Genomic DNA, 25,465 nt, shown 5'->3' on the forward strand with positions numbered 1-25,465 from the left:
TGGTAAAACCAAAACCACACAGAAAAAAATGGCCGCAAAAGGCTATAATTTTGAATACCATACCCGCACCTATCAAACTCAGAATGGTAAAACTTACCACTTCTGTTATGAGTATGGTTATTTGCCTTTGGATGGTGATGAAGTGCTATTGGTTAGACGGGAAGATAAATTTGATTAAGTAACATCAGGATGGGTTTCCACGTGCTTTTCCCTTTTGCTGATAAGCAGCCCCAGGCTCATGATAATACTCGTGCCCAGGATTACCACAAATAATAACCCGGTTTCAACACCTTTTATTTTTAATTCTTTAGGCAGATTATAGTAGAGCAGTACACTGATCAATCCGCGGGGTACCAACACTAACTCGGGCATCATCTCAATCTTAGATACCAGCTTAATGTATAAAAAACGGATAAGATATATCGCTAATAAAATCGCTCCGCCGATGATAAGGATGGAAATATTTTCCAACTGGTATACATCCATTGAATAGCCAAATAGTACGAAAAAGAAGGTTCGCATTACAAAAGCGCTTTCACCCGACAATTGCAATAGCTGCTTCAGCTCAAAGCATAAGTAGGATACAAAAAGAATTTCCGGAACCACGGAAGACGTATTTGTCCGGCATTATTCAGGAATAGTCCCAATGATAATACAACGATCAATGCTGATAAGTGATAAGATTGGCCTATCGCATATACTAAGGTGATCAGTGAGATAATAAGGAAGAATTTGATATGGTGTTTAATTCGACCGATCAGGTAAAGCAGGCAAACACATGACAACGCTGCAAATAATAGGATGATAAGCAGCTCAACTCCAAGTCCGGTAAAGGCTGAAACATCAAATTGCGTGTTACTGATGGCAAAGTTGAAAAGGATGATCGCAAGGATGTCCGAAAAAGAAGATTCATAAATAATAAATTCCCGTTTGGCTTTGCTAATACCCGCCGATGATGGGATTGCGATAGACGAGCTCACCACGCAAAAAGGGATAGAGTTTACAAAACACAGATAAAAACTCTGATGCGTCAGATAACTGATCATAAACGTGATGGAGGCACAGGTAAGCAGCAGTGTGATCAATGCCGAAAAGAAGGTCTTTTTAATAATAGCATTCTTTTCCTTGCTGTATTTAAGCTCAAGTGCGCCTTCAAAAACGATCAGTATCAGTCCGAGTGTTCCCAGTGCCGGCAATACCTTTGTAAAATCAAACGTTTTGAAATTGAAGTAGTCTACCAACTGCTTAATAAATATCCCCAGAAACAATAGCAGTAATACCGATGGTATTTTGGTTTTCCCGGCGAGGAGGTCAAACAGGTATGAAAAAATTACCAGTCCGCTTAAAATGATGAGAGTAGTGTACGTGGTCAAAGTCGAGTCGGCTTTAGTTAGGGGCTGTTTTAATTTAAAAATACGAATTTACTTAGCTATTTAAACTCTGAAATAGCATAAATGTTCAGGTGAATATCCATTTGATGCCGTCATTCTTATTTTACAAAACTATGAGGTTGCCTTCCGTGTTAGTTAACCTATATTTGCACAAAACACACCTATGTCTGACTTATTTTCTCCCCTTAAAATAAAAAACACAGAGTTCAGGAATCGTATTGCGGTATCACCCATGTGCGAATATTCGTCGGTTGACGGCTTTGCCAATGACTGGCATCTGGTGCATCTTGGAAGTCGTGCTGTTGGTGGCGCAGCGTTGGTTGTTACTGAGGCTACTGCTGTCTCTTCGGAAGGGCGTATTAGTTATGGCGATTTGGGGATATGGAAAGACGAACATATCGAGAAACTAAAGCAGATCACCGGTTTTATTCATGAGCATGGTGCGGTTGCCGGAGTACAGTTGGCACATGCAGGTCGCAAAGCCAGTCATGAAGTACCGTGGAAAGGTAATAAACAAATTCCATCAAGCGATGAAAATGGCTGGAAAGCAGTAGCACCAAGCCCGGTAGCATTTTCAGAAACTGAAGAAGCCCCGCTTAGACTCGATAAAGCAGGCATAGAAAAAATAAAAGCCGATTTTAAAGCTGCAGCGGTAAGAGCACTTAAAGCAGGTTTTAAGGTGATCGAGATACACGCCGCACATGGCTATCTCATCCATGAGTTCTACTCACCTTTGAGCAATCATCGTACTGATGAATACGGCGGTTCGTTTGAAAATCGTGTACGTTTGTTATTAGAGGTCGTAGCCGCAGTAAAAGAAAGCTGGCCAGCTGAGAATCCATTGTTTGTACGTATATCCTCAACTGATTGGACCGAAGGCGGTTGGAATGCCGATGATTCAGTCAACATTGCTAAGAAACTGAAAGAAGCCGGTGTAGATTTAGTAGATTGCTCATCAGGTGGAAATATATTGGCAAAGATACCCTTAAAGCCTGGCTACCAGGTTGAATTTGCTGAGCGGATTCGCAAAGAGTCCGGAATTATGACAGGTGCAGTTGGGCTGATCACAGAAGCGGAACAGGCTGATGAAATTATTAAAAGTGGTCAGGCTGATATGGTATTGCTGGCACGTGAGCTGTTGCGCGATCCATATTTCCCATTGCGTGCCGCACACAAACTCGGTTATGAAATCAAATGGCCGGTTCAATATGAAAGAGCAAAGTGGTAAGCCTCACCCCAACCCCTCTCCAATAGAGAGGGACTTAAATATGGAATAAGTTAACATGCACTTACAACTAATTTAATTCAATCAAATTACATTCACACTTTAAACAAAGAACCAACTATGAAAAGGACAGCAAAAGCCCATTGGAACGGCAACTTAATGGAAGGCAAAGGAGAAATAAGCACCCAAAGCACCATTTTAAATAACACACAGTACTCATTTAAAACTCGCTTCGCCGATGGCATCGGCACCAATCCTGAGGAATTAATAGCAGCAGCTCATGCAGGTTGCTTTACCATGGCAGTTAGCGCAGCTTTAGCCCAGGCCGGTTACACCGCAAATGATCTGCAAACCGAAGCCATCCTTGATCTGGATCTGCAAGCTTTAGTAATTAACGGTATTCATCTTGAAATCAAAGGCTCACCGATCGATGGCGTGTCAGAAGAAAAATTTAAACAGATAGCTGAAGGCGCTAAGTCAGGCTGTATAATTTCGAAAGCACTGAGCGTGCCAATTACTTTGAACGTTCAGTACGCTTAATAATAGACACTCAATTATTTAGAAAGGGAATCTCGTTTCGGGTTCCCTTTTTATTTGAAATAAAATGTGATATTGGCATATATCATTTCGTAACGTAAATAGTATATTTATAGTCTTATCATCTAAACTGCATCGTATGATATCAAATCGACTAAAATTTTTACTATTTGCGGCGTCCCTTTTCTTACTGGCATTTCAAACAATGGCACAGCCGCGGCTGCCAAAGGGATATTACTGGAAAAAGCTTCCAAATGGATTGGAAGTTGTCGTGATTGAAAACAGCAAGGTGCCATTGGCCACTATTGAGATCGCTGTCAAAAATGGAGCCTATACTGAAGGTCCGGAGTACAGCGGTCTGTCGCACCTGTTTGAGCACATGTTCTTTAAGGCAAACAGGGATTATCCTGACCAGGAAAAATTCCTGAAGCGCACACAGGAATTAGGCGCTATTTGGAACGGCACCACCAACGTAGAGCGTGTAAACTACTTTTTTACATTCGACCGTGACAGTCTGAAAGCAGGATTGAAATTCATGAATGCTGCTATCCGTTTCCCGATCTACCGTGAAGAAGATATGAAAAAAGAACGCCCGGTAGTTGACGGTGAGTTCCAGCGCGCAGAAAGCGATCCGGGTTTTCAATTGTGGTATAATGTGCAGCAGCATCTTTGGGGCGATCTGATTACCCGTAAAAATCCTATCGGTATCCACGAGGTAATCAATACAGCTACCCCTGAGAAGATGATGATCATCAAGAACAAATACTATTTCCCTAACAATAGCTTGCTGACAATTTGCGGCGATGTGAAACACGAAGAAGCTTTTGCACTGGCCGAAAAGATATTCGGCGATTGGGAAAACAGTGGCTTTGACCCGATCCAGAAATACCCGATACCACCGTTTAAGCCGCTTGAGAAAAATGACTATTTTGTAAAGGAAACCACGATTGCCCAAACACCGGAAATGCTGTTTTCATGGCAGGGACCGTCTTACCTGACGGATTCTGCTTCTACTATTTCTGCTGATGTATTTTCAACTATATTGGGTTTAAATTCATCAAAATTACAGCAGGCATTGGTTGATAAAGGTCTGGCGTCGGGCGTTTCGTTTAACTATAGTACCTGTAAGTATGTTGGACCTATCGATATGTTTGTGACACCTAATCCAAATAAACTGAAAGAGTGCTATGCGGAGATAATAAACCAGGTAAGCCAGTTTGCAAATCCCGATTATTTTACAGACGAACAGTTAAGCGATGCAAAAGCCATTTTGCTGCGTAACCGGATTCATAACATGGAGAAGCCATCGAGTTTACCAAGCCAGGTAAGTTATAACTGGTGCAGTACTTCGTTGGATTACTTTACCGATAACGACGATAACTACCAGAAAGTAACCCGCGAGGATATTGTAAAGTATATCAAGAAATATATTGCAGGTAAACCTATGGTTGCAGGTCTGATCATCAACCCTGAATTAAATAAACAGTTAAACGCCGGTTCATTCTTTGCAGCCAAATAACCTTAAACTGATCATCATGAAAAAGAAAATATTTATACTGCTTATCGGGGTTGCCGCATTTAACCTTCAAACAGTAAAAGCGCAACAGGCAAAACCCTATGACATGACCATTGACGGGGTGAAAGTTATCGTTCAGCCAAGCGGAAATGATATTGTTGAGATACAAACTGCCATAAAAGGCGGTGTACGCAACTATGCTGCTGATAAAACAGGTATCGAGTCGTTGGCATTAACTTCATTGGCCGAATGCGGTACAATGAAGCACGAAAAGAACAGCTTCAAAAACCAACTGGATAAAGTGGGGGCTGATGTGTATGGCTTCAGCGGCAAGGATTATTCTATTGTGAAAATGAACTGTATTAAAGGTGACTTTGAAACTGTTTGGCCGCTATACGCTGAAATGATGACCGTACCGGCTTTTGACGCAAAAGAGTTTGCCCGCGTTAAGCAGGATGCTATCAACCGCCTTAAACAAAGCGAAGGCCGACCGGATGCAGCTATCGATAAATATGCCAATAGGGTAGCATTTGCAGGTCGTGATTATGCTAAAGATCCCAATGGTACAGTAGATAATATCAATAAGATTACTGCTGACGAAGCGAAGGCTTATTATAAGTCGATCCTGACCAGGTCACGTATGCTGATCGTGATCGTGGCTGATCTGGACAGAACCATTATCGAGCAAAAAGTAAGTCAGCTGTTGAATGGTATAAAACAAGGCGCTCCTTTTGAATTGAAAAAGGAAGATTTTAGAATCTACAAAAATTCATTCTCCGCTGAGCAACGTGACCTGGCAACCAACTATGTAGAAGGTATTACCGGCGGACCCGAAGCCGGCACTCCGGATTTTGACGCTTTTAACGTGGCGATGCGTATATTTTACAACCGTCATTTCCTTGATGTGCGTACCAATAACGGATTATCATATGCGCCTCAGGCATGGTTTAATTATGGAGCTACTTCGGTTGCCAAGTTTTCAGTTTCAACCACACAGCCAAATAAATATATAGAGGTATTTGACAGACTGGTTGACAAGATCAAAACAGAAGGATTTAAGCCAGAAGAAGTGGCTGATATGAAGGTAACTTACCTTACTGGTTTCTATTATCGCCAGGAAACCAATTCAGCACAGGCTGCATCATTGGCAACCAATGAAATTATATTCAATAACTGGCGCCGGTCATATTCGCTGGTTGACGACGTGAAGAAGTTGACCGCCGAACAGGTAAGCGATGCTTTCCGTAAATATATCGGCAATATAGTTTGGGTATACCAGGGCGACCCTAAGAAGGTTGATCCGTTAAAATACACCAATGGCACCATTGATAAAGGTGTTGGCGGCGTAAATAATTAGTCACTTTGTCATTTCGATGAGCGGTGAGGGGAGTGTTTTGGGGCGAAGAGAAATCTTATACGCCATACATAGTTCGCTATCAAATTGTATAAGATTTCTCCTCACGGCGACCACACATTCCACAGCTAGTTCGTTCGAAATGACATGATTTTTTAAAAGATTAAGAAAAATTACTGCGAGGAGAGGAGTCAGGAAGCAAAAACCGGCTCCTCTTCTTTTATGGTGCCAACTATACCGATTGGCAGGGTGAAGAAGAATTCAGTGCCATGGCCCTGGGTGCTTTCAACCCATATCTTTCCGTTACACTTTTCGATCAGGTCTTTACAGAATAACAGCCCCATTCCAGTTCCGGATTCATTGTTTGTGCCGGTTCCGCTATCAACCTTGCTTTTGAATAGCTTATTCGCCTGTTTTTCAGTCATGCCCACGCCACTGTCTTTAACCGATATCAGGATGAAGTTATCATCTTTCTGATGGGCGCTTACCACAATAGTATCATCCTTGCGCGAGAACTTGATGGCATTGGTGATCAGGTTACGGGTAACAATGCGGATCGAATTAGGATCGGCTGCCACGGTAATATTTTCGGATACATTATCCATCAGTTTGATGCCTTTTTCTGCTGCCTGTTCAGTGTAGTTGCTTACTTCATATGAAATAACATCCTTAACCGGGAACATTTTCGCCGAACTGTCGAAGTTCTCCATCTGGCTATTGATCCAGAATAGCAGGGTATCCAAAAAGTCGGAAGTATATTCCAACTTTTTAAGGGCCTGTGGTATCATGGTCAGGAACTGATCGTGCGATATGGTATCATCTTCCAGCAAGCCAAACAGGCCACGTAATGTGCTAAGCGGAGCCCTCAGGTCATGCGCCAATACCGAAATTAATCTGTCCTTCAGATTATTCAGGTCGTTTAGTTTATGAGCCTGTTCATTCAGATCCGATTTTTGTTGAATTACCTCCGCGTTTTTATCTTCGAGTATTGTATTGATCTTTTGCTGTTTCAGCTTAGCCTTATAGTAAACGATCAGGATTGCAGCCATACCCAGGATGATAAGGAAGAAAATAGCGCTCAATAAACCCTGTCTTTGTATTTTTTGCTGATACAGATCATCCTGGCGCTGGTGTTGTTCTGCCAGTATACGCTGCTTCTCGTTAAAGGCTGATTCCAGGTTAAATGATGTCAGCTTGCGTACGCTTTCGTCACTTTTCAGGCTGTCTTTTAACTCTACATACATTTTTTGGGCTTTATAGGCTTCTTCAAATCTGCCTAAGCCTCCAAGTGCTTCGCTCAATTGCAACGAAGCGCTGGTCCTACTGGCAAGGCTTCCTAATTTATTCGACAAATCGTTTGCCATAACAGCGTATTTATAAGCTTTCTGATAATCTTTCAGAAGATTATAAACTATAGCGTAGTCTACGTAAGTAACAGCTTTGTTAATCTCGATTTTAAAATCTGTCGACATTTTTAAAGCCTGAGCAAGATAATTTAAAGCAACATCGTATTGGTTCTTATGAGCGTAACATAGGCCAAAGTCAGCATATAAAGAGCTCAGACCATTTTTGTCATCAAGTTGTTTGGTAAGTTTTAGCGATTTGTTTAAGTAGACGATGGCATCATCATATTTCTTTTCGGCTATCATGATCTCGCCCATGTTCTCATAAGCGGTACTCACACCCTGTACATTCTTCGATTCCTGCCATATCTTGATCGCACGCTTGTAATACTCCATTGATTTTGGATACAACTCCATGTTTTGCATAATTATGCCAATATCGTTGTAATCCTTTGCTGAGGAAAGCTTATCATTCAGCTTTAAATTGATAGCAAGTGACTTGAAGTAATTATCAAGTGCCAGCGACGATTTACCAATGTTATCAGAAAGCATCCCGATATTATGGTAACTGTATGCAATGCCATTTTCGTCTTTTAACTTCTTGTATATATCCAGGGCCTTCTGAAAGTAACCTGATGCAAGGTTATAATCAGCAATATTATTGTACATGCGGCCGGCTTCTATATAACAATTGGCAAGACCAGCCTCGTCTTTCATGTTGGTATATAGTAACCTTGCCCCATTAAAGTTCTTCTTGGCTGCATCGTAATTGCCTTTCAAAGCGTAAACCCTTGCTTCTGAAACCAAGCCGTCGGCAATCCCCATTTTATACTTCACTGTAAGCGACCTGTTGATGGCTAATTTGGCATAGTATAAGGTGCTATCAGGGTTTACATCGACAAACTCGGCAGCTAGTTTATTTATACGGTTAATGGTTAATGTATCAGTTGGATTTTCCTTTGAAGTAGCCAATAAATTACGCAGGCTGTCAACCTTAAGATTAGCAAGGTTGTAAGTCCCCGAGTTGTAAGGGACATACGTAGCAGCCGACAGATCTATCCCGGCTAATAGTAGAATGAAAATTAAAAAATATCTGAAACTTTTGATGACTGATAGTGACATTTAATGTATACTAACCTGTATAAACATGACAAAAAAGACGACAAGATTGCTGGTAATCGCCTAAAATGCATTTATTTACCTTTTATACGGAGGCACACTGTTAATTTGTTTTATTCTGGCTTAAAAAAATTAACTGCTTCTCGGTCTTATTGAATTGTACAGACAATAAGCATGAGCTGCAGCATCAGAAGCTCATTTTTACGGTACCATTACGGGTTCTGCATTAAGATTTCCCAATGGTAGTGTAAAAAAGAATTCTGTTCCATAACCGGGTTGACTTTCAACCCATATTTTGCCGTGGCATTTTTCAATCAGGTCCTTACAGAACAATAAGCCCATTCCTGTACCCGATTCGTTATTTGTACCATGTCCGCTATCCACTTTACTTTTAAATAATTTGTCAAGCTGTTGCTTCGGCATTCCTACGCCTGTATCTTTTATTGATATCACGATATGATCATCATCAGGATAGCGGGTACTGATGGTGATGGTATCATTTTCACGGGAAAACTTAATAGCATTGGTGATCAGGTTACGTACCACAATTCGGATAGAATTAGGATCAGCAGCGACCACAATATCATCCGAAACATTATCGATCAATCTGATACCTTTCAACGCAGCCTGTTCGCCATAATTAGTGGTTTCATTAGCAACTACATCTTTGATAAGAAAAGCCTTGTCGGTGCTGTCAAAATTATCCATCTGGCTGTTTATCCAGAATAACAGGGTATCCAGGAAGTCGGAAGTGTATTCCAGTTTCCTTAATGCCTGTGGGATTAGCTCCAGGAATTGTTCGTACGTCAGGGTATCATCTTCCAGCAAAGCAAAAAGTCCGCGTAAAGTGCTGAGCGGAGCCCTTAGATCGTGTGCCAAAACAGCGATCAGGCGATCTTTCAGATGGTTCAGATCATTCAGTTTAATGGCCTGCTCATCCAGGTCAGCCTTTTGACGGATAACTTCATTGTTTCTTTCTTTGAGAACGGCATTGATCTTTTGCTGGCGGCGTTTCCCCTTATAATAAACAACGGCTATCACAATCATCCCTAATAAAACAGTGCTAAGAAAGAATAAATTGATCCTTTCCTGCTTTAATCTCTGAGCATACAATTCATCCTTTTCCTTTTGCTGTTCAATGAGTTTATGCTGCTTATTTGCAAACTCGTATTCAAGGTTGTAAGAAGTGATTTTCTGAATATTTTCATCATTGTTTAAACTGTCCTGGAGCGCTATATACTCCATGGAAAACTTGTGCGCTTCTTCAAATTTTCCAAGACCAGCCAATGCTTTGTTCAACTCAAAAACAGCGTTTGCCCTAAACCAAATATTATTAATTTGCTCAGCTAGTTTATGGCCCGAAGATGCATAATCATAAGCCTTCTTGTAATCCTTTTGCAGGTTGTAAAGCGTGGCAAAACCTACTAATGCATAAGTTTTATCGTAAACGATATTGTATTTACTTGCAGTTTCTAATGCGGTATTGAAATAGCCTAATGCTAAGTCATACTGGCCTTTGTTGGCATAACACAGACCCAAATCCGCAGAGATATAGCTGATTCCATCCTTGTCATCCTGCTTTACGGCAATATGAAGCGCTTTGGATAGGTAGGTGATCGCTTTGTCATATTGTTTTTCCGCCAGCAGTACCTCGCCGATATTTTCCGTCGCTGTGCCGATTTCAAGCAGGTCGTGCGTATGCTGGGCTATTTCAAGAGCTTTGTTGTAATAATCGAGCGCTTTGGGGTACACCCGCATGTTTTGCAGAACGTCGCCAATGTTATTATAAATATCGGCAGTAGCTGATTGATTATGCTGCTCGATCTCAACAAAAAGTGCCTTGTAATAATAATCTAGTGCGGCTGAATGGCGCCCCTGTCCAAAATAAACCATGCCGATGTTTTTGTAACACACGGGCAGGTCATGCTTGTTATTCTGTTGTTCGTATATACTACGTGCCAGGTTTAGATAATAAAGCGCCTGTTTATAATCGGCCTGCATATTATACATTTGGCCGGTAACCATGTAGGCGTTGCTTAAACCATTCTTGTCATTTAAATTGGTGTAAATAGAAATGGCCTCGTTAAGCTCAGCCTTTGACTGATCAAAGCGCCCCTTAAAATAGTTGGCGTGCCCGGTTTGTATTAAGCCGTTGGCAATGCCTGCTTTGTAATTGGTTTTCTTTGATAAGGCAATTGCCTTGTAACCATAATATAGAGTACTATCCGGCTTTATTTCGATAAACTCGGCAGCCAGTCTATTGACCAGGTTGATAGTTGCAGTATCAACAGATAAGGTGTGACCGTTTAGGCCTGCCGTGGCTATTTTTCTCAGGCTGTCGGTTTTTTTATTGCCGGCATGCTGACAATTGCTTGAATTTGTCAGTGAACAGGAAAACCCGTTTAAGGCGGAAAATAAAAGAATAAAAACTATGGGGGCCTTCAATTTTTTTACTAATTACCAGAAGCATTAATTACTTCCCAACATCACAATTTATAAGAGGTAGTTTTCTCTCGACTACCCATCTGTTTTTAATTATTGATTAAACATTGTGCTTATACGGTAATAGCAAGGTAATGGGTTCACCTATTTATCAACAAAACAAAAGAGCCCGGTTGTTAATTACCGGGCTCGTTCACAGAAACTTATAGTTTTATGATTATAAGACGTTTTTCCAGCTTACCAGGTCGCCGATGATCCGTTGTAACTGATCAGCAGGAACACGTTCCTGCTGCATAGTGTCGCGGTAACGGATGGTTACAGTATTGTCTTCTAAAGTCTGATGATCGACCGTGATGCAAAAAGGCGTACCGATTGCATCCTGGCGACGATAACGCTTGCCGATGGCGTCTTTCTCTTCATAATACAGATTAAAATCAACCTTCAGCTTGTCCATGATCTCGCGGGCTTTTTCAGGGAGACCATCTTTCTTGGTCAGCGGGAATATAGCTGCTTTTACAGGCGCCAGGCAAGGATGAAGACGTAAAACCACGCGGCTATCTTGCTTTTCTGCTGTGCTTAGATCTTCTTCCTCATATGCATTGATAAGGGTAAGCAAGAACATACGATCTAAACCAATAGATGTTTCTATTACATAAGGCACATAGTTTTGATTGATCTCCGGATCGAAATACTGCAATTTCTTGCCAGAAAATTTCTGGTGCTGGCCCAAATCAAAATCAGTACGGCTATGGATACCTTCTACTTCTTTGAAGCCAAAAGGGAATTCAAATTCGATATCGAAAGCGGCATCGGCATAGTGTGCCAGCTTGGTATGTTCGTGGAAGCGGTATTTGGCAGGAGAGGTGCCCAAAGCCAAATGCCATTTCAAGCGGGTTTGTTTCCAATGTTCAAACCATTCCTTTTGTGAACCTGGACGAATAAAGAATTGCATCTCCATTTGCTCAAACTCGCGCATACGGATGATGAATTGACGTGCGATCACTTCATTACGGAAAGCCTTACCAATTTGCGCAATACCGAAAGGAATCTTCATCCTGCCTGATTTTTGTACATTCAGGTAATTAACAAAAATACCCTGTGCGGTTTCAGGACGAAGATAGATCACATCAGCATCATCTGCCACAGCGCCCATTTGTGTACTAAACATTAGATTAAACTGACGGACTTCGGTCCAGTTTGCAGTACCGCCGATAGGATCTGTAATATTATGCTCGATGATGAGTTCGCGCAGACGAGGCAGGTCGTCGCTTTTCAGCGCCTTGTCCATTTCTAACTGAAGCTCTTCAGCAAGATCGGTTTTATTTTCATTGTCATATTGCGCTATTCTGTCTTCAAGTAACTGGTCGGCACGGTAACGTTTTTTAGAGTCCTTATTGTCGATCATCGGATCGTTAAAGCCCGCAACATGACCGCTTGCTTCCCAGATTTTTGGATGCATAAAGATGGCTGAATCGATGCCAACGATATTCTCGTTCATCTGCACCATGGCTTTCCACCAGTAGGTTTTGATATTGTTTTTCAGCTCGGCACCATTCTGACCGTAGTCGTACACAGCGCTCAGACCGTCATATATTTCGCTTGACTGGAATACGAAGCCATATTCTTTGGCGTGAGATATTACATTCTTAAAAAGTTCGTCGGTTGGTATGCTCATAACAGCGCAAAGATATATTTTTTTGATTGCGGATGCCGGATTTTCGATTTCGGATTTATTTATGCTTTTTAAGTAACTTTATATTGCCAATTAACCGACTATGAGAAATTTAATCACAGCTATTCTTTTACTGTGCACTGTAATAGTCTTTGCCCAGGATAAATCATCCCCAAAAGAATACAATGCTTATGACCGGGATGGTAAAACTATAGTTGCCAGGGTATTAGTCAACGGCAATTTAAAGAGCCATTTATTCCTTGTTAAGTCACTACAAAGAGAAGATTCCTCAAATAATTATATAACTACACTTTACTTCGGTAATAAAGAAACCGGTCCACTAACAAACACACGTATCCTATTAAAGTTCAGCAAACCGGTAATTTCAGTAATGCCGCACTTTACAACAGCATTTAAAAGCATGAATGGCCTTGCAGAGGATCATAATATGTACACATTCAAAGCCGGTCGACTGGAGCGCGATGCAGGTAGTGCCATTGTTATTTACTTCACCATTAAAAGCAAGGATCGGATAATTACCGAAGTCTCAGGATTAGATGGCATTCTGCAGTAACCCCCACTTGTCATGCTGAGCGATAGCGAAGCATCTGTCGCGAGTCATATCTTTATTGAACGCATTTGTGTACTAGGATTCATTTTCTGTTAAAGGAACTTATCAAATCCCGTTTTTAGATTCTTCGCTCTCGCTACCCATGACATGTTTGGCATGGGTGTCACGCTGAGCCTGTCGAAGTGCGGTGCGGTATGGCCTTGCCCGCTTACCCTTCGACGGGCTCAGGGTGACAACGCTCTTATGTCATTTCACCTTTAGAGGCCGCGGATTTTATAACCCAGAATGACAACGTTAATTTCTCTCAAATCTCATATCTCATATCTCAAATCTATCTTCTACATTTGAAGCATGAGCATCAGCGTTGAATCATTGACTAAAGTTTACGGCTCGCAAAAGGCTGTTGATGGTATTTCATTTAGTGCGTCGCCCGGCGTGCTGGGTTTTCTTGGTCCGAATGGGGCCGGGAAGTCAACTACGATGAAAATACTGACCGGCTATATTCCGCAAACTTCGGGCAAAGCATCCATATGTGGCTTTGATGTAGAAACGCAGGCGGTAGAAGTGAAGCGTAATATCGGCTACCTTCCCGAAAGCAATCCGCTTTACCCGGATATGTATGTGCGCGAATCGCTGCAATTTATTGCCAATATTCATAAAATCCATCAGCCCGAAAAACGTATTGATGAGATCATTGAGCAAACGGGCTTAACTCCCGAACGGCATAAGAAAATAGGACAGTTATCCAAGGGCTATCGTCAGCGTGTGGGCCTGGCTCAGGCTATTCTACATGATCCGCAAGTATTGATATTGGATGAGCCAACCTCTGGTCTTGATCCTAATCAATTGATCGGCATACGTCAATTGATACGTGATTTGGGTAAAACCAAAACCATCGTTCTGTCAACCCATATCATGCAGGAAGTGGAGGCAGTATGCAGTCAGGTAATTATCATTAATAAAGGGACGATAGTGGCTAATGACTCGTTGGATGATTTGCGGAGTAAGAATAAAGGTAAGTCATTGGAGAATATATTTATAGAATTAACAAATCTATAGTGCAGTTGTAAAGGTTATAGGTGTTGTAGAAGTTGAAAAAGTTATAAAAGATTTTTAACTATGCACAAAAACTAAACCTTTAACATATGAATACCTTCGAGGATCTGGAAACATGGCAAAAATGCAGAGAGTTCAGAAAAGATATTTCTATTTTGATTAAAAACTTTCCGGCAGATGAAAAATATCGCTTGGTTGATCAGTTAAAACGGGCTTCTCGATCAATAACAGCTAACATAGCAGAAGGGCATGGGCGTTTTCATTATGAGGATAATCTTAAATTTTGCAAGAATGCCCGAGGTTCACTAAATGAAGTTCTTGATCATTTAATCTGTGCTCTTGATGAAGAGCTTATAACAGAGGAGCAACTGCTGGATTTGCGAAGAAAATACAACGAATGCTATCGTATGTTAAATGGATATATTGCTTTTTTGAGTAAAAAGAATTGATAAAAACTCTCATAAATATAGCTTACGACTCTTAAACATTTCCAACACTTACAACTTTTACAACTTCTCCAACAACTAAAATAATATTTTCATAGAATTAACCAATATTAAGTAATTGTAAATTATTCTTATATTAGATGTTATTAACCTTATTCAAAAACATCAATTATGAGGAAAATTCTACTATTAGCTGTACTAATAGTTAGCGCAGCTACGGCATCTTTTGCCCAAACATCCAAATCAAGTAGCGAAGGAAAATTCAGCATCGGCATTGACCCGGGATTGCCTGTCGGCAGTTCAAGTGACGGCTCCTCGTTTGCTATAGGCGGAGATATTAAATATGCTCTTCCTGTTGCAACCAACTTTGACGTCAGCCTTTCCGCAGGTTACTCGGTTTTTATTGGCAAAACTGTCGATTTTGGTGGTGTATCAGCAAAAGTTCCGGATATAAAAGCTATCCCGGTAAAGCTTGGCGGTCGTTATAACTTTAACGGAGCCACGGGGTTCTTTGGCGAGCTCGGAATAGGCGCTGCTTTCGTCCAGGATGGCGGAGGTACTGCATTTGTTTATGCACCGGGCGTAGGATATGTAGCTGATGGCGGCTTCGAGGTAGGTATACGCTATGAGGGCTGGTCGAAAAATGGCACCGAAGGTCAAATTGCCTTGCGCGTTGCTTACAGTTTCCAGTAAAGAATTTATTGATCTGAATCAAAGCCTTGTCCAATTTTGGCGGGGCTTTGTTGTTAAATAACATTTTTGTTATGCAGCAGGCGTTTGGTTTGCTTTTCGCACCGAATGTTTACTTTCGCCATTCTAAATCATTTTACCCCGGATGAAAAAACTAATAATTCTGCTGTTTCTGTTCTGCTGTTTTAAAGCATCTGCCCAAACTACTATTACCAAGGCTTTTAGCGCAGGTTTTGAATTAGGTATACCTGCAAATAGTATTTTTAATATTGGTACCGGTGCCTCAGCCAAGTTTGAGCTGCCTATCGCATCGCCCGTAAGCTTGAGCCTGACGGGTGGCATTACCAGTATGTTTTATAAAAGCAATTTGTTCAATTCATCACGGACACCGGGTGCTGCTGTATATGTGCCCTTAAAGGCAGGCGTAAAATATTTTTTCAACCGCAGTGTTTATGCAGAAGGTGAAGCCGGTACAGCCATTGAAACAAACTATGCCAAACAAAACGTATTTGCATGGTCAATAGGGCCGGGTTTTATTGCGCCTGTAGGTGAAAAAAACGGAATCGATATCAGTTTTCGTTATGAAGACTGGGCCAACCAGTTAAGGCAGACAGCCATTCATATTGCTTACCGCTTTGGTTTGTAACTAAAATTTTCTTTTTGCTGTTATATTTAGTTAATTATCTTCGTAAAGGACTACTAAACCTTACCTGTTATGAAGAAAATTATACTATCTGCTATTTTACTGTTTCTTATCAGCTCTTTTACAAAAGCACAATCGGGTAATAAAGTGATGCTGAGCCTTGGCCCCGAAGTTAATTTTCCTTTCAATACCGGGACAAACGATCTCGGCGATACGAGACAGCATTATAATGATGGGATAGGGGGAACTCTAAAGGCAGAATTTCCTGCTTTTTCAACTCTGCATATCATAGTGTCTGCAGGATATATGCACTACATAAGTAATGAACACTATTCGCTACTCGATCAGGCGGCGTATTATCTGGGTTATGTTCCGCCAGCCAGTTCACCAAAAACACCGCCATTCTTATACTTGCCGGTAAAAGCCGGATTACAATATTATTATTCCAGGTATATGTATATAAATGCCGAGGCGGGTGAGGCGTTTAAGCTCAATTCAGGCTCGAAAAACTCCTTTGTTTATTCAGGTGGATTGGGCGGAATATTTCCTATCAATGCCAAAAGCGGAATTGATCTCGTGTTTAAATATGAACGCGGATACGAAACGATAGCCTATCCTGTCCCCATAAGTCAGATCGGCATTGACGTAGCTTATAAGCGCAGTTTTTAAAGAAGTTTAGCCTAATTTTTCAACTTTCCAACATTTCAACCTTACAACACGGCGAACCTTTCTGCTTTACCGAATAATATTGTAATTTCGGCAGCCAACAGCCGCGTTTTATAGTGTATAGCATCTTAAAGAAAGAAATTACTTCTTACCTCAGTTCGCTGGTAGCTTATGTTACTATAGGGGTATTTTTACTGGTATTGGGTTTGTTTTTATGGGTATTCCCCGATTCGAGCATACTGGACTACGGTTATGCCGGGCTGGACAGCCTGTTCAATACCGCACCATACCTGTTTATGTTCCTGATACCGGCCATTACCATGCGCTCGCTGGCTGAGGAACGTAAAGAAGGCACTTTTGAGCTATTGCTCACCCGTCCTTTGACTGATGGGCAGATCGTGTTAGGTAAATTTCTCGCCTGTGTTCTATTGGTGCTTTTCGCCTTGATACCCACACTGATTTATTATTATTCAGTTTACAGCTTAGGCAACCCGCCGGGGAATGTCGATACCGGCGCTGTTATAGGGTCATACATTGGTTTATTTTTATTGGGATCAGGTTTTGCGGCGATCGGCTTGTTCGCTTCGTCTGTAAGCAAGAATCAGATCATTGCTTTTACAATCGCCGTTTTCCTCTCTTATTTCTTTTATGCCGGATTTGATTCATTAAGCTCACTGTTGTCGTTACAGAATCTGGGTTTACAAAACATCGGTATCACTGCGCATTACGAATCAGTAAGCAGGGGCGTTTTGGATACCCGAGATTTGGGATACTTTGTTTGCCTGAGTGCCTTCTTTATCTGGTGCACGTTGCTGGTGATTAAAATACAACGTCAAAAAACCGCCGATAAAAAAGGGTTGATTAGCGGGTTGGCTCTCATTGTTGCTATCGCGATTATTTCATCACTAGCTTTTACCCGTTTTGATTTTACCAAAGAAAAGAGATTTACCATATCAAAGATCAGTCGAGATGTTTTGAATAGCCTTCCAAAGGATGTAAAAGTGACCGTTTTCTTGAATAGTGATAATCTCCCTGGCGGGATGAAACGATTGCGCAGCGAAGTAAAGGATATGTTGAGCGATCTGAAATCGTACAGCCATCATCGCTTGCAGTATGATTTTGTTGATCCTTTAGAAAAAGCTAAGTCATTTTCAGCTGATCAGCAAAAAGCGTATTCCGACAGCTTGGAATCAATGGGAATAGAAGCTCAAAATTTAAGTGTTAAGACGGACAATGGATTATCGCAAAAGGTTATATTTCCAGAGGCATTGGTGGAATCGGAAGGTAAATCGATAGTAGTAAATCTGCTGATGCGTAGGATTGGCCTTTCAGATGAAGAGCAGCTTAACAATTCAATCCAAAATTTAGAATACGCTTTTTCTTCAGCCATCAAAAAAGTAACTACTGGTGGTAAACCGGAGATCGGTTTTACAGAAGGTCATAATGAATTGAGCGACGTGCAGTTGAACGATGCCATGAAATCATTGTCCGAAGGTTTTACTGTTGGTCGTGTCGATTTGAAAACAATACCGTTTGCTCAATTAGAGAAAGTAAAGCTATTGGTTATCCCAAAACCAGACAAACCATTTACCGAACTGGAAAAATTCAAGCTCGATCAATATATCATGCGTGGTGGCCGGGTGTTGTGGACGATTGACCAGGTAAGCGCCGAACTGGACAGCCTTCGCGGGCATGGCGGCGAGCAGCTGGCATTTAATAAGCAACTGAATTTGGACGACCAATTGTTCGTGTACGGTGTCCGCATTAATTATGATCTAATAGCCGATATCAGTTGTTCTCAAATCCCTGTGGCAACCGGTAACGTAGGCGGACAGGCGCAGATACAAAATGTGCCGTGGCTGTTTTATCCGCTCATTATGCCATTATCAAAGCATCCGATTGTAAAAAACCTGGATGCTATCCGGACTGAGTTTATCAGCACTATCGATACGCTGGCCATAAAGAATGTGAATAAAACGGTGTTGCTTTCATCATCGCCATATAATAAGAAATTCAACACGCCATACCTGCTGTCACTGCAAATGCTGGAGCAGGAACCACAGCCAAAGGATTTCCAAAGCACTACCAAACCGGTTGCCGTATTGCTGGAGGGTAAATTTAAATCTGACTTCCTGAACAGGCCCACACCGGAAGGTTTAACAGAAAAAGTAGAATCGCTGACCGAAAGCAAACCAACCAAAATGATCGTGATCAGCGATGGCGATGTATTTAAAAACCAGGTAGGTTCAGATGGTTCGCCATATCCTTTGGGATATGACCATTACACGCAGCAAAGCTTTGGCAACAAGAACCTTTTACTAAACATTGCCGACTATATGACCGACGATTCAGGCCTGATTGGTTTGCGTACCAAAGAGATACAATTACGCCTGCTCGACAGGGCACGTATACGCAGCGAAAAATTGTATTGGCAGGTGATAAATAATGTCGTTCCTTTGGGTTTTGTGTTAATATTTGCTATTTTTCAACATTATATTCGCAGGCGAAAGTATGCTCATTAAAATTTATACTTTTGGTTGCTAAATTCGATTCAGATATATGAGATTTATAGTTTCAACGTCCACGCTATTAAAGCAATTACAGTCGGTAAGCGGCGCTTTAAGCAATAGTACAGTTTTGCCGATCCTGGAAAACTTTTTGTTCGAGATAAAGGATGGAAACTTAACTATTTCGGCTACGGACCTGCAAACCAGTATGACCACTTCCCTAACAGTTGAGGCAAAGGAAAACGGCCGTATTGCCATCCCTTCTCGCATCCTGCTCGATACCTTAAAGTCGTTGCCGGAGCAACCTATTGCTTTCAATATTGACGATACCACATTCGCCATCGAAATCAATGCTGGTGATGGTAAATACAAACTGAGCGGTGAAAATGGCGAGGACTTCCCAAAGATCCCGGTAGTTGAAAACGCGTCATCTGTAAACCTGCCTGCTTCAGTATTGGCAGAGGCTATCAATAAAACCATTTTTGCGGTAAGTAACGACGAGTTACGCCCGGCTATGACAGGCGTTTACTGCCAGTTGTCAACCTCGTCATTGACGTTTGTTGCAACTGATGCACATAAGCTGGTACGCTATCGCAGAAAAGATGCAAAAGCAGCAAGCACCGCATCTTTTATTTTACCAAAAAAAGCCCTAAATTTGTTAAAATCGGCTCTTCCCTCAGAGGACATCAATGTGTCTGTTGAGTATAATAGCACGAGCGCGTTCTTTAAATTTAGCAATATCAACCTGGTGTGCCGCCTGATAGATGAGCGTTATCCAGATTATGAAGCGGTAATACCGAAAAATAATCCGAATAAGCTGACGATAGACAGGCAGGCATTTTTGAGTTCACTTAACCGTGTGGCCATTTATGCCAACAAAACAACCCACCAGGTAAGGCTGAAGATCAGCGGAAGCGAATTGAATATTTCATCAGAAGATATTGATTTTGCAAATGAGGCGCACGAGCGTTTAAGCTGTCAGTATGATGGTGAGGACATCGAGATCGGTTTTAATGCAAAATTTTTGATAGAAATGCTGAAAAACCTTGCCGGCGAAGAAGTGATGTTAGAAATGTCGACACCAAACCGCGCAGGACTGTTATTACCGCAAAACGGCGACGAAAACGAAGACGTGCTGATGCTGGTGATGCCGGTAATGCTTAATAGTTATGCTTAAGTTGTAAACTTAAATTATAAATCCAAATCCAGAGTCCGGTGCAAAAGCCGGACTTTTTTGTTCAACCCAATAACAAAACTGAGTATACGCAGTTATATACCAAATGAAAATCAGGTTACCGGCATTGTTTGTAATTGTTTTAATAGTAGGACTAGCCGCCTGTAAAAAGAATTATGATGATGCGCCAGCGGTTGTACGGCAGGTCGAATTAAACTTTATCAATGCATCAGCCGATACAATTAATATTTATCGTAACGGCAGCCGACTCAATACTACATCCGCCATTTTACCCGGATATTTTACCGCATATTATCCTGTTCCCGAAGGTCAGCAGATTTTTGAGGTTAAAAAGCCATTCAATGTGAACACGAATGTTGTACAGAATTTGTTTACTATAACCCTGCCCGCTGATACAAATTACGCTCGTACATTATTTATTACTGACGCAAAAGCCGATGATGCATTTGCGATAGATGATGTTTTTTACGTGGATAGTACCAAAGCCGCAGATAGTACATGTTTTATAAGGTTGGTAAATTCTTCACCGGGTTCAGGGGCACTTACTATGACCTTTGGAAGCACTACAGTATCCAGTAGCATCCCATTCAAAGGTCACTCTGATTTTGCTTTAGTAAGTTTATATAAAGATGCAAGTGTTACAGGACTGACTGCACTTAAAATATTCAATGCCGGATCAAGTACACCTTTTTATACAGATAGTGTAAGTTTAAATCCAGGTACAAACTATACGGTTTATACACTTGGTACGCCGGCCCCGACGGGTTTTAATATCGGATTTAAGCCAAATTAGGAGATTAAAATGTTTAGAAATAATAATAGAGGCATATCAATTTTTCTATCGCTTTTTGGGTTGGCCTTCCTGGTTGCACCATTTATTTCTTCATGTGGAAAAGGCCCCAGCACCAACGCTTCCGTATTGAATATACAATACCAGGTTGTAAATCTTAACCAGGGCCTGGGCTCGGTCGACTTGTATGTTCATTATATTAAAGTCAACACATCTTCTTACTTTTATCCTAACTCATCAGGATATTTTAATTTACCTTCTATCGATACGCCATTTCAACTCCGGCCCGGGACCTCTATAGTAGCAGGCACTGTTCCACCCAGTTATAATATTCTGGCGCGGAACGATAAGTTAGTCCCTAATACAAGGTATACATTGATGGTAATGGGTCTGGATTCAAGCTCAGTATACAATGTTTTTACTGTGGACACCAGTTCTGTACCCAGCCAGGGTAAAGGTAAAGTACGCTTTATTAATGCTTCACCTAATAATCTCGGACAGGTTACCGTAACCGCAAATGATACCACTGCATTTGCGGGGGTTCCATACAAAACAGTAACTAAATTTATTCAACTGACAGCAGGTACTTACGATTTTAAAATGTACCAGGCAGGCTCAACGAATGTTATTTTTGATAAACCGAACGTGACCATACAAGACGGCAGGATATACACCTTGTATTGTTATGGTTTAGCCAACCGTACCGACAGTTTGGCCTTTGGTTCAGGATTTATTACCAACAAGTAATCCCGGTTTTATTTATATTTTTGCCAAAAATTTAAGCTCTTGGAAATTATAAAGCACCTGATAGACTTTATCCTGCACATTGATAAGCACCTGGCCGATATCATCAGCCAGTATCATACCTTAACTTACCTGATATTATTCGTGATCATATTTGCCGAAACAGGCTTTGTGGTGACTCCATTTCTACCGGGTGATTCATTGCTGTTTGCTGCAGGTGCTTTGATAGCAGGAGGAAATACTGGTTTAAATATCTATTTGCTTACTATTATTTTGATCATCGCTGCCTTCACTGGCAATACGCTTAACTACCTGATAGGAAATTACCTCGGTCCAAAGGTGTTTAAAGAGAAAAATAAGATACTCAAACTGCAATATTACCTGGATACCAAAGCTTTTTTTGACAGGCATGGCGGCAAGGCAGTGATCATCAGCCGTTTTATGCCCATCATTCGTACCATTGCTCCGTTCGTAGCCGGAGTAGGGCGCATGCCTTTTTTAAGGTATAGTCTTTATAATATCATTGGAGGTGTATCATGGATCATCCTGTTCCTGTTTGCAGGCTTTTTGCTGGGTAATGTTCCTTTCTTTAAAGAACATTTCTCATTGATAGGTATAGCTATTATTTTGGTTTCTATACTACCGCCAATTATCGCCGGTATCAACAACCGTCGGAAGAAGAAAGCCGCTACGATGTAGTTTTGACCATTCGTAGATTATCGATCTTTTAAAACTACCAATTTTCCATTAACCCATTTGTGAGGTTTGTTAAAACCGGGATTTGAGCGCCAATGCCGCCATTGTGCTAAGGTGATCGATTTATCTCCGGATTCGTCGAAAAAATCTTCATAGTATACTTGAAGGTTTTTAGGGTTGATAGAAAGATGGTAGCTTGTTCGAAATTGATTGAGATTAGAGATGCCAACTTGTATCCTATAATTTTCTGATGGGGAATCAGGTATGTTTATTAGGAGGTCAGGATCGGATTTTTTTGTCGTTTTATACCATTCTTTTATTTCAGGAAGCGCCTTAATCTTTGCAATGATTGTCTTTTCAGTATTATTTTTCGGTCTATATGTTGACGCAAAATATTGAGCTGTGACGCGATGTGTCAACAAACAAAAAAAGGATAAGAGAATTAATCGGGCTAAATTCACGGATATGGTTCAATGGTTACCTAAAACTACTATTTTACCCGCTCTATACAAAGCCGCTTCCCGCTGTATCTTTTTCTTTTCGGTGACAGACAAGGGTTTGTCGATCAATTTGTTCAGGTCCGGCTGACCAGCATCCACCCATGCCGAATACCAGAAACTACCGATCTCTGAGATTGCTGAGCGCATACGCCTTTCTACCATGCCACTTAATAAAATATTATACTTCATGGCGTAAGCTTTCGAGTAATCATCTGTTTTTTTCCCGCTGCGTTTTATTAGCTCATATTTTTTATCCGCCGGGAAGGAATTGCCGACTATTCTTTCCAACCTCAACACCGAATCTACAGAGCTAAAAGAGGCGCGGCATATTTTGAATGCTTCATTTAATGGATTCTCAATATAGTGGGCCTTACCAGCATAATAATTATAACGATCACTGAATAATTCCGGTATGCGGCTTTCCCACAGATGATGAATACCTTCCTGGTGGGTTAACTGCCCATCATAATTGCGGGTGAGATGCAATGGTACATGCGCATCAGCAATATAGTGACCAAGATTTGCTGATGTTTTCAGAATATCAGTAGTATCGTGCTCTTTAAAATCATCCACCAGCCGATAATATTGATATTGAATTTCCCATGGAACGGTGCCATATTTTTTCAACGTATCTTCTGAGTATTTCTTAGCGGCTTCTTTCCACCTTACGGGCATCTTCATAAATGGTCGTTTACCATAATGATCAGCGTCAAAAAAATGTCGTGATCCCTCCAGGGAATCTACATATCGTTTCTTGTCAGGATCGACAGCGTGCTCGGTAATGTAATCGATATTTGTTTCGTAAAACCCTGCCATTGCTTTGGGTAAGGTAAATACTGCGACATGATTAATTCGCTTGTGTGCAAAGAAACCCCATGAGCAGCAGGAGAGTAGTATTATGATAACGATAAGGCTTCTCAGGATTAGTTTCACAATCAAATATGCTAAATTAAGTTGGATTGCTTGATTAGGTGAATGGTTGATTAAGTTGAATTGATGCGTTTTTAGATGCAACTTAATCAACTTATTCTAAGTCAATCAACTTAATTAACAAAAATTTAAAAAGGCATTTGATAATATAAAAATTCGTCATATATTTGCAGTCCTTAAATAAAAACGAATAATTAGCTAAAATGGCAAATCATAAATCATCAATAAAAAGGATCAGGGCAAATGCTGCGAAGCGTCTGCGTAACAGGTACCAGGCTAAAACTACCAGGAACGCCATCAAAAAATTAAGAGGCACTGCTACTAAAGCTGAAGCTACACCGCTTTTAGCAAAAGTGATCTCGATGCTTGACCGTTTAGCTAAAAAGAACGTGATCCACAAAAACAAAGCTTCGAACAATAAATCAAAGCTGACTAAATTCGTTAACGGCTTAAAATAATCTTAGGATTTAATCATACACAAGATAGCGATGGGTGAATAACTCATCGCTATTTTTTTGCTTGTCTGAATCAGAATTCTCTGAATTTTAAAATTTTCGGAATAAAGAGAACTGTTTATCTTAGCATTCTGTCAATTCATAAATTCAGAGAATTCTGATTCAGAAAAATGGAACCTTATCAAGAAAAGATCAGTATCAAAGCATGGGCTGAAGAAGACCGTCCGCGCGAGAAATTAAGTACGCAGGGACGCCGTGCTCTTACTGATGCTGAACTTATTGCTATTCTCATCAGCTCCGGCAGCCGCACCGAAACAGCCGTAGAACTAAGCAAACGCATCCTCCATCATTACGATAACGATCTGAACAGATTAGCCAAAGCATCTATACAGGAACTTTCCAATTTCAGGGGAATAGGAGAGGCTAAGGCAATCTCTATAATCGCCGCATTAGAAATTGGCCGAAGACGTAATGATACCGAAGTAAAAGCAGTAGAAAGTATAGTAAGCAGTAAAGATGCTTATAACCTAATGCGCCGTCACTTGGTTGATCTGAATCATGAGGAGTTCTGGATCATATTGTTAGGGCGTTCAAGCAAGGTATTAGGCAAAGAACTCATTAGTAAAGGCGGATTATCAGGCACCGTGGCTGATCCAAAAGTCATTTTCCATATTGCCCTGCAACATCAAGCGAGTGGCATCATCCTGATCCATAATCATCCATCCGGAAACTTAAAACCAAGTCAACTGGATATCAGTCTGACTAAAAGACTTTCTGAAGCCGGCCGCATGCTGGATATTCAAATTCTCGATCATCTTATTATAGGTGATACGGGCTATTATAGCTTTGGGGATGAAAGTTTGTTGTGATTTTAGATTTACGAGTTACGATTTTAGATTGATTTAAGAATTTTTGATTGAGCTATTAAATCGTAATTCGTAAATCCGAAATCGTAAATCAAAATCCTATCTTTGCCG

General features: G+C 41.0%; 23 protein-coding genes. 17 read left to right on the forward strand and 6 right to left on the reverse strand.

The window, feature by feature from the left end; all coding sequences use genetic code 11:
* Positions 1 to 174: 174 nt before the first annotated feature.
* Positions 175 to 522 (reverse strand): hypothetical protein, encoded by a 348-nt coding sequence (locus VIM89_RS22685; protein WP_488158480.1) that lies wholly within the window; start codon positions 520 to 522, stop codon positions 175 to 177.
* Between the two features lie 38 nt (positions 523 to 560).
* Positions 561 to 1,373: a cation:proton antiporter domain-containing protein gene (locus VIM89_RS22690; protein WP_488158481.1), complete on the reverse strand. Its 813-nt coding sequence runs from the start codon at positions 1,371 to 1,373 to the stop codon at positions 561 to 563.
* 181 nt (positions 1,374 to 1,554) lie between these two features.
* Here VIM89_RS22690 and namA point away from each other — a divergent pair, with 181 nt between their 5' ends.
* The 4 genes from namA (at position 1,555) to VIM89_RS22710 (ending at position 6,026) form a co-directional block, all read left to right on the forward strand.
* On the forward strand, positions 1,555 to 2,619 hold the full coding sequence (namA, locus tag VIM89_RS22695) for an NADPH dehydrogenase NamA (RefSeq protein WP_488158482.1): 1,065 nt from the start codon (positions 1,555 to 1,557) through the stop codon (positions 2,617 to 2,619).
* Between the two features lie 117 nt (positions 2,620 to 2,736).
* Positions 2,737 to 3,156, forward strand: coding sequence for an OsmC family protein (locus VIM89_RS22700; RefSeq protein ID WP_488158483.1), 420 nt, complete (start codon positions 2,737 to 2,739; stop codon positions 3,154 to 3,156).
* A 202-nt stretch (positions 3,157 to 3,358) separates the two neighbouring features.
* Positions 3,359 to 4,672, forward strand: coding sequence for a M16 family metallopeptidase (locus VIM89_RS22705; RefSeq protein ID WP_488158484.1), 1,314 nt, complete (start codon positions 3,359 to 3,361; stop codon positions 4,670 to 4,672).
* A gap of 16 nt (positions 4,673 to 4,688) precedes the next feature.
* A complete protein-coding gene (locus VIM89_RS22710; protein WP_488158485.1) occupies positions 4,689 to 6,026 on the forward strand; it encodes a M16 family metallopeptidase in 1,338 nt (445 codons plus the stop codon).
* Positions 6,027 to 6,214: 188 nt separating this feature from the next.
* Here the strand turns inward: VIM89_RS22710 and VIM89_RS22715 are convergent, their stop codons facing one another.
* The 3 genes from VIM89_RS22715 to VIM89_RS22725 all read right to left on the reverse strand — a co-directional run bounded on the left by VIM89_RS22715 (position 6,215) and on the right by VIM89_RS22725 (position 12,602).
* Positions 6,215 to 8,488, reverse strand: coding sequence for a tetratricopeptide repeat-containing sensor histidine kinase (locus VIM89_RS22715; protein WP_488158486.1), 2,274 nt, complete (start codon positions 8,486 to 8,488; stop codon positions 6,215 to 6,217).
* A 198-nt stretch (positions 8,489 to 8,686) separates the two neighbouring features.
* Positions 8,687 to 10,930: a tetratricopeptide repeat-containing sensor histidine kinase gene (locus VIM89_RS22720; protein ID WP_488158487.1), complete on the reverse strand. Its 2,244-nt coding sequence runs from the start codon at positions 10,928 to 10,930 to the stop codon at positions 8,687 to 8,689.
* A gap of 214 nt (positions 10,931 to 11,144) precedes the next feature.
* Positions 11,145 to 12,602 (reverse strand): glycine--tRNA ligase, encoded by a 1,458-nt coding sequence (locus tag VIM89_RS22725; RefSeq protein WP_488158488.1) that lies wholly within the window; start codon positions 12,600 to 12,602, stop codon positions 11,145 to 11,147.
* 100 nt (positions 12,603 to 12,702) lie between these two features.
* Between VIM89_RS22725 and VIM89_RS22730 the strand changes: the two genes are divergently transcribed.
* The 11 genes from VIM89_RS22730 to VIM89_RS22780 all read left to right on the forward strand — a co-directional run bounded on the left by VIM89_RS22730 (position 12,703) and on the right by VIM89_RS22780 (position 22,606).
* Entirely contained in the window at positions 12,703 to 13,173 is a 471-nt protein-coding gene (locus VIM89_RS22730) for a hypothetical protein (RefSeq protein ID WP_488158489.1), read from the forward strand.
* A 348-nt stretch (positions 13,174 to 13,521) separates the two neighbouring features.
* Positions 13,522 to 14,229 (forward strand): ATP-binding cassette domain-containing protein, encoded by a 708-nt coding sequence (locus tag VIM89_RS22735; protein ID WP_488158490.1) that lies wholly within the window; start codon positions 13,522 to 13,524, stop codon positions 14,227 to 14,229.
* 86 nt (positions 14,230 to 14,315) lie between these two features.
* Positions 14,316 to 14,675: a four helix bundle protein gene (locus VIM89_RS22740; RefSeq protein WP_488158491.1), complete on the forward strand. Its 360-nt coding sequence runs from the start codon at positions 14,316 to 14,318 to the stop codon at positions 14,673 to 14,675.
* Between the two features lie 168 nt (positions 14,676 to 14,843).
* Entirely contained in the window at positions 14,844 to 15,365 is a 522-nt protein-coding gene (locus VIM89_RS22745) for an outer membrane beta-barrel protein (RefSeq protein ID WP_488158492.1), read from the forward strand.
* Positions 15,366 to 15,507: 142 nt separating this feature from the next.
* Positions 15,508 to 16,008, forward strand: a complete 501-nt coding sequence (locus VIM89_RS22750) for a hypothetical protein (RefSeq protein ID WP_488158493.1) — start codon at positions 15,508 to 15,510, stop codon at positions 16,006 to 16,008.
* 69 nt (positions 16,009 to 16,077) lie between these two features.
* Positions 16,078 to 16,674 carry a hypothetical protein gene (locus VIM89_RS22755; RefSeq protein WP_488158494.1) on the forward strand — a complete coding sequence of 199 codons (597 nt, stop codon included), beginning with the start codon at positions 16,078 to 16,080 and terminating at the stop codon, positions 16,672 to 16,674.
* Positions 16,675 to 16,787: 113 nt separating this feature from the next.
* A complete protein-coding gene (gene gldG / locus VIM89_RS22760; protein ID WP_488158495.1) occupies positions 16,788 to 19,193 on the forward strand; it encodes a gliding motility-associated ABC transporter substrate-binding protein GldG in 2,406 nt (801 codons plus the stop codon).
* A 37-nt stretch (positions 19,194 to 19,230) separates the two neighbouring features.
* Positions 19,231 to 20,355 carry a DNA polymerase III subunit beta gene (gene dnaN / locus VIM89_RS22765; protein ID WP_488158496.1) on the forward strand — a complete coding sequence of 375 codons (1,125 nt, stop codon included), beginning with the start codon at positions 19,231 to 19,233 and terminating at the stop codon, positions 20,353 to 20,355.
* Between the two features lie 103 nt (positions 20,356 to 20,458).
* The gene (locus VIM89_RS22770; protein WP_488158497.1) at positions 20,459 to 21,166 is read left to right on the forward strand and encodes a DUF4397 domain-containing protein; all 708 of its coding nucleotides are present in this window, start codon (positions 20,459 to 20,461) and stop codon (positions 21,164 to 21,166) included.
* Between the two features lie 9 nt (positions 21,167 to 21,175).
* The gene (locus VIM89_RS22775; protein WP_488158498.1) at positions 21,176 to 21,910 is read left to right on the forward strand and encodes a DUF4397 domain-containing protein; all 735 of its coding nucleotides are present in this window, start codon (positions 21,176 to 21,178) and stop codon (positions 21,908 to 21,910) included.
* A 39-nt stretch (positions 21,911 to 21,949) separates the two neighbouring features.
* A complete protein-coding gene (locus VIM89_RS22780; RefSeq protein ID WP_488158499.1) occupies positions 21,950 to 22,606 on the forward strand; it encodes a DedA family protein in 657 nt (218 codons plus the stop codon).
* Positions 22,607 to 23,073: 467 nt separating this feature from the next.
* On the opposite strand, the gene VIM89_RS22785 is transcribed toward VIM89_RS22780, so the two are convergent.
* Positions 23,074 to 23,919 carry a zinc dependent phospholipase C family protein gene (locus VIM89_RS22785; protein WP_488158500.1) on the reverse strand — a complete coding sequence of 282 codons (846 nt, stop codon included), beginning with the start codon at positions 23,917 to 23,919 and terminating at the stop codon, positions 23,074 to 23,076.
* A gap of 317 nt (positions 23,920 to 24,236) precedes the next feature.
* On the opposite strand from VIM89_RS22785, the gene rpsT reads away from it, so the two are divergent.
* A complete protein-coding gene (gene rpsT / locus VIM89_RS22790) occupies positions 24,237 to 24,491 on the forward strand; it encodes a 30S ribosomal protein S20 (protein ID WP_488158501.1) in 255 nt (84 codons plus the stop codon).
* A gap of 167 nt (positions 24,492 to 24,658) precedes the next feature.
* The gene (gene radC, locus VIM89_RS22795) at positions 24,659 to 25,357 is read left to right on the forward strand and encodes a RadC family protein (RefSeq protein ID WP_488158502.1); all 699 of its coding nucleotides are present in this window, start codon (positions 24,659 to 24,661) and stop codon (positions 25,355 to 25,357) included.
* The last annotated feature ends 108 nt before the right edge of the window (positions 25,358 to 25,465 follow it).

It is taken from the genome of Mucilaginibacter sp. (assembly GCF_036568825.1).
GTDB lineage: Bacteria > Bacteroidota > Bacteroidia > Sphingobacteriales > Sphingobacteriaceae > Mucilaginibacter.

Excerpts from the sequence above, each read along its gene's own strand:
- VIM89_RS22685 (WP_488158480.1), bottom strand. The coding sequence starts at position 522 with ATGCGAACCTTCTTTTTCGTACTATTTGGCTATTCAATGGATGTATAC.
- namA (WP_488158482.1), top strand. The coding sequence starts at position 1,555 with ATGTCTGACTTATTTTCTCCCCTTAAAATAAAAAACACAGAGTTCAGG.
- VIM89_RS22700 (WP_488158483.1), top strand. The coding sequence starts at position 2,737 with ATGAAAAGGACAGCAAAAGCCCATTGGAACGGCAACTTAATGGAAGGC.
- VIM89_RS22705 (WP_488158484.1), top strand. The coding sequence starts at position 3,359 with ATGGCACAGCCGCGGCTGCCAAAGGGATATTACTGGAAAAAGCTTCCA.
- VIM89_RS22710 (WP_488158485.1), top strand. The coding sequence starts at position 4,689 with ATGAAAAAGAAAATATTTATACTGCTTATCGGGGTTGCCGCATTTAAC.
- VIM89_RS22715 (WP_488158486.1), bottom strand. The coding sequence starts at position 8,488 with ATGTCACTATCAGTCATCAAAAGTTTCAGATATTTTTTAATTTTCATT.
- VIM89_RS22725 (WP_488158488.1), bottom strand. The coding sequence starts at position 12,602 with ATGAGCATACCAACCGACGAACTTTTTAAGAATGTAATATCTCACGCC.
- VIM89_RS22730 (WP_488158489.1), top strand. The coding sequence starts at position 12,703 with ATGAGAAATTTAATCACAGCTATTCTTTTACTGTGCACTGTAATAGTC.
- VIM89_RS22735 (WP_488158490.1), top strand. The coding sequence starts at position 13,522 with ATGAGCATCAGCGTTGAATCATTGACTAAAGTTTACGGCTCGCAAAAG.
- VIM89_RS22740 (WP_488158491.1), top strand. The coding sequence starts at position 14,316 with ATGAATACCTTCGAGGATCTGGAAACATGGCAAAAATGCAGAGAGTTC.
- VIM89_RS22745 (WP_488158492.1), top strand. The coding sequence starts at position 14,844 with ATGAGGAAAATTCTACTATTAGCTGTACTAATAGTTAGCGCAGCTACG.
- VIM89_RS22750 (WP_488158493.1), top strand. The coding sequence starts at position 15,508 with ATGAAAAAACTAATAATTCTGCTGTTTCTGTTCTGCTGTTTTAAAGCA.
- VIM89_RS22755 (WP_488158494.1), top strand. The coding sequence starts at position 16,078 with ATGAAGAAAATTATACTATCTGCTATTTTACTGTTTCTTATCAGCTCT.
- dnaN (WP_488158496.1), top strand. The coding sequence starts at position 19,231 with ATGAGATTTATAGTTTCAACGTCCACGCTATTAAAGCAATTACAGTCG.
- VIM89_RS22770 (WP_488158497.1), top strand. The coding sequence starts at position 20,459 with ATGAAAATCAGGTTACCGGCATTGTTTGTAATTGTTTTAATAGTAGGA.
- VIM89_RS22775 (WP_488158498.1), top strand. The coding sequence starts at position 21,176 with ATGTTTAGAAATAATAATAGAGGCATATCAATTTTTCTATCGCTTTTT.
- VIM89_RS22785 (WP_488158500.1), bottom strand. The coding sequence starts at position 23,919 with ATGGCAGGGTTTTACGAAACAAATATCGATTACATTACCGAGCACGCT.
- rpsT (WP_488158501.1), top strand. The coding sequence starts at position 24,237 with ATGGCAAATCATAAATCATCAATAAAAAGGATCAGGGCAAATGCTGCG.
- radC (WP_488158502.1), top strand. The coding sequence starts at position 24,659 with ATGGAACCTTATCAAGAAAAGATCAGTATCAAAGCATGGGCTGAAGAA.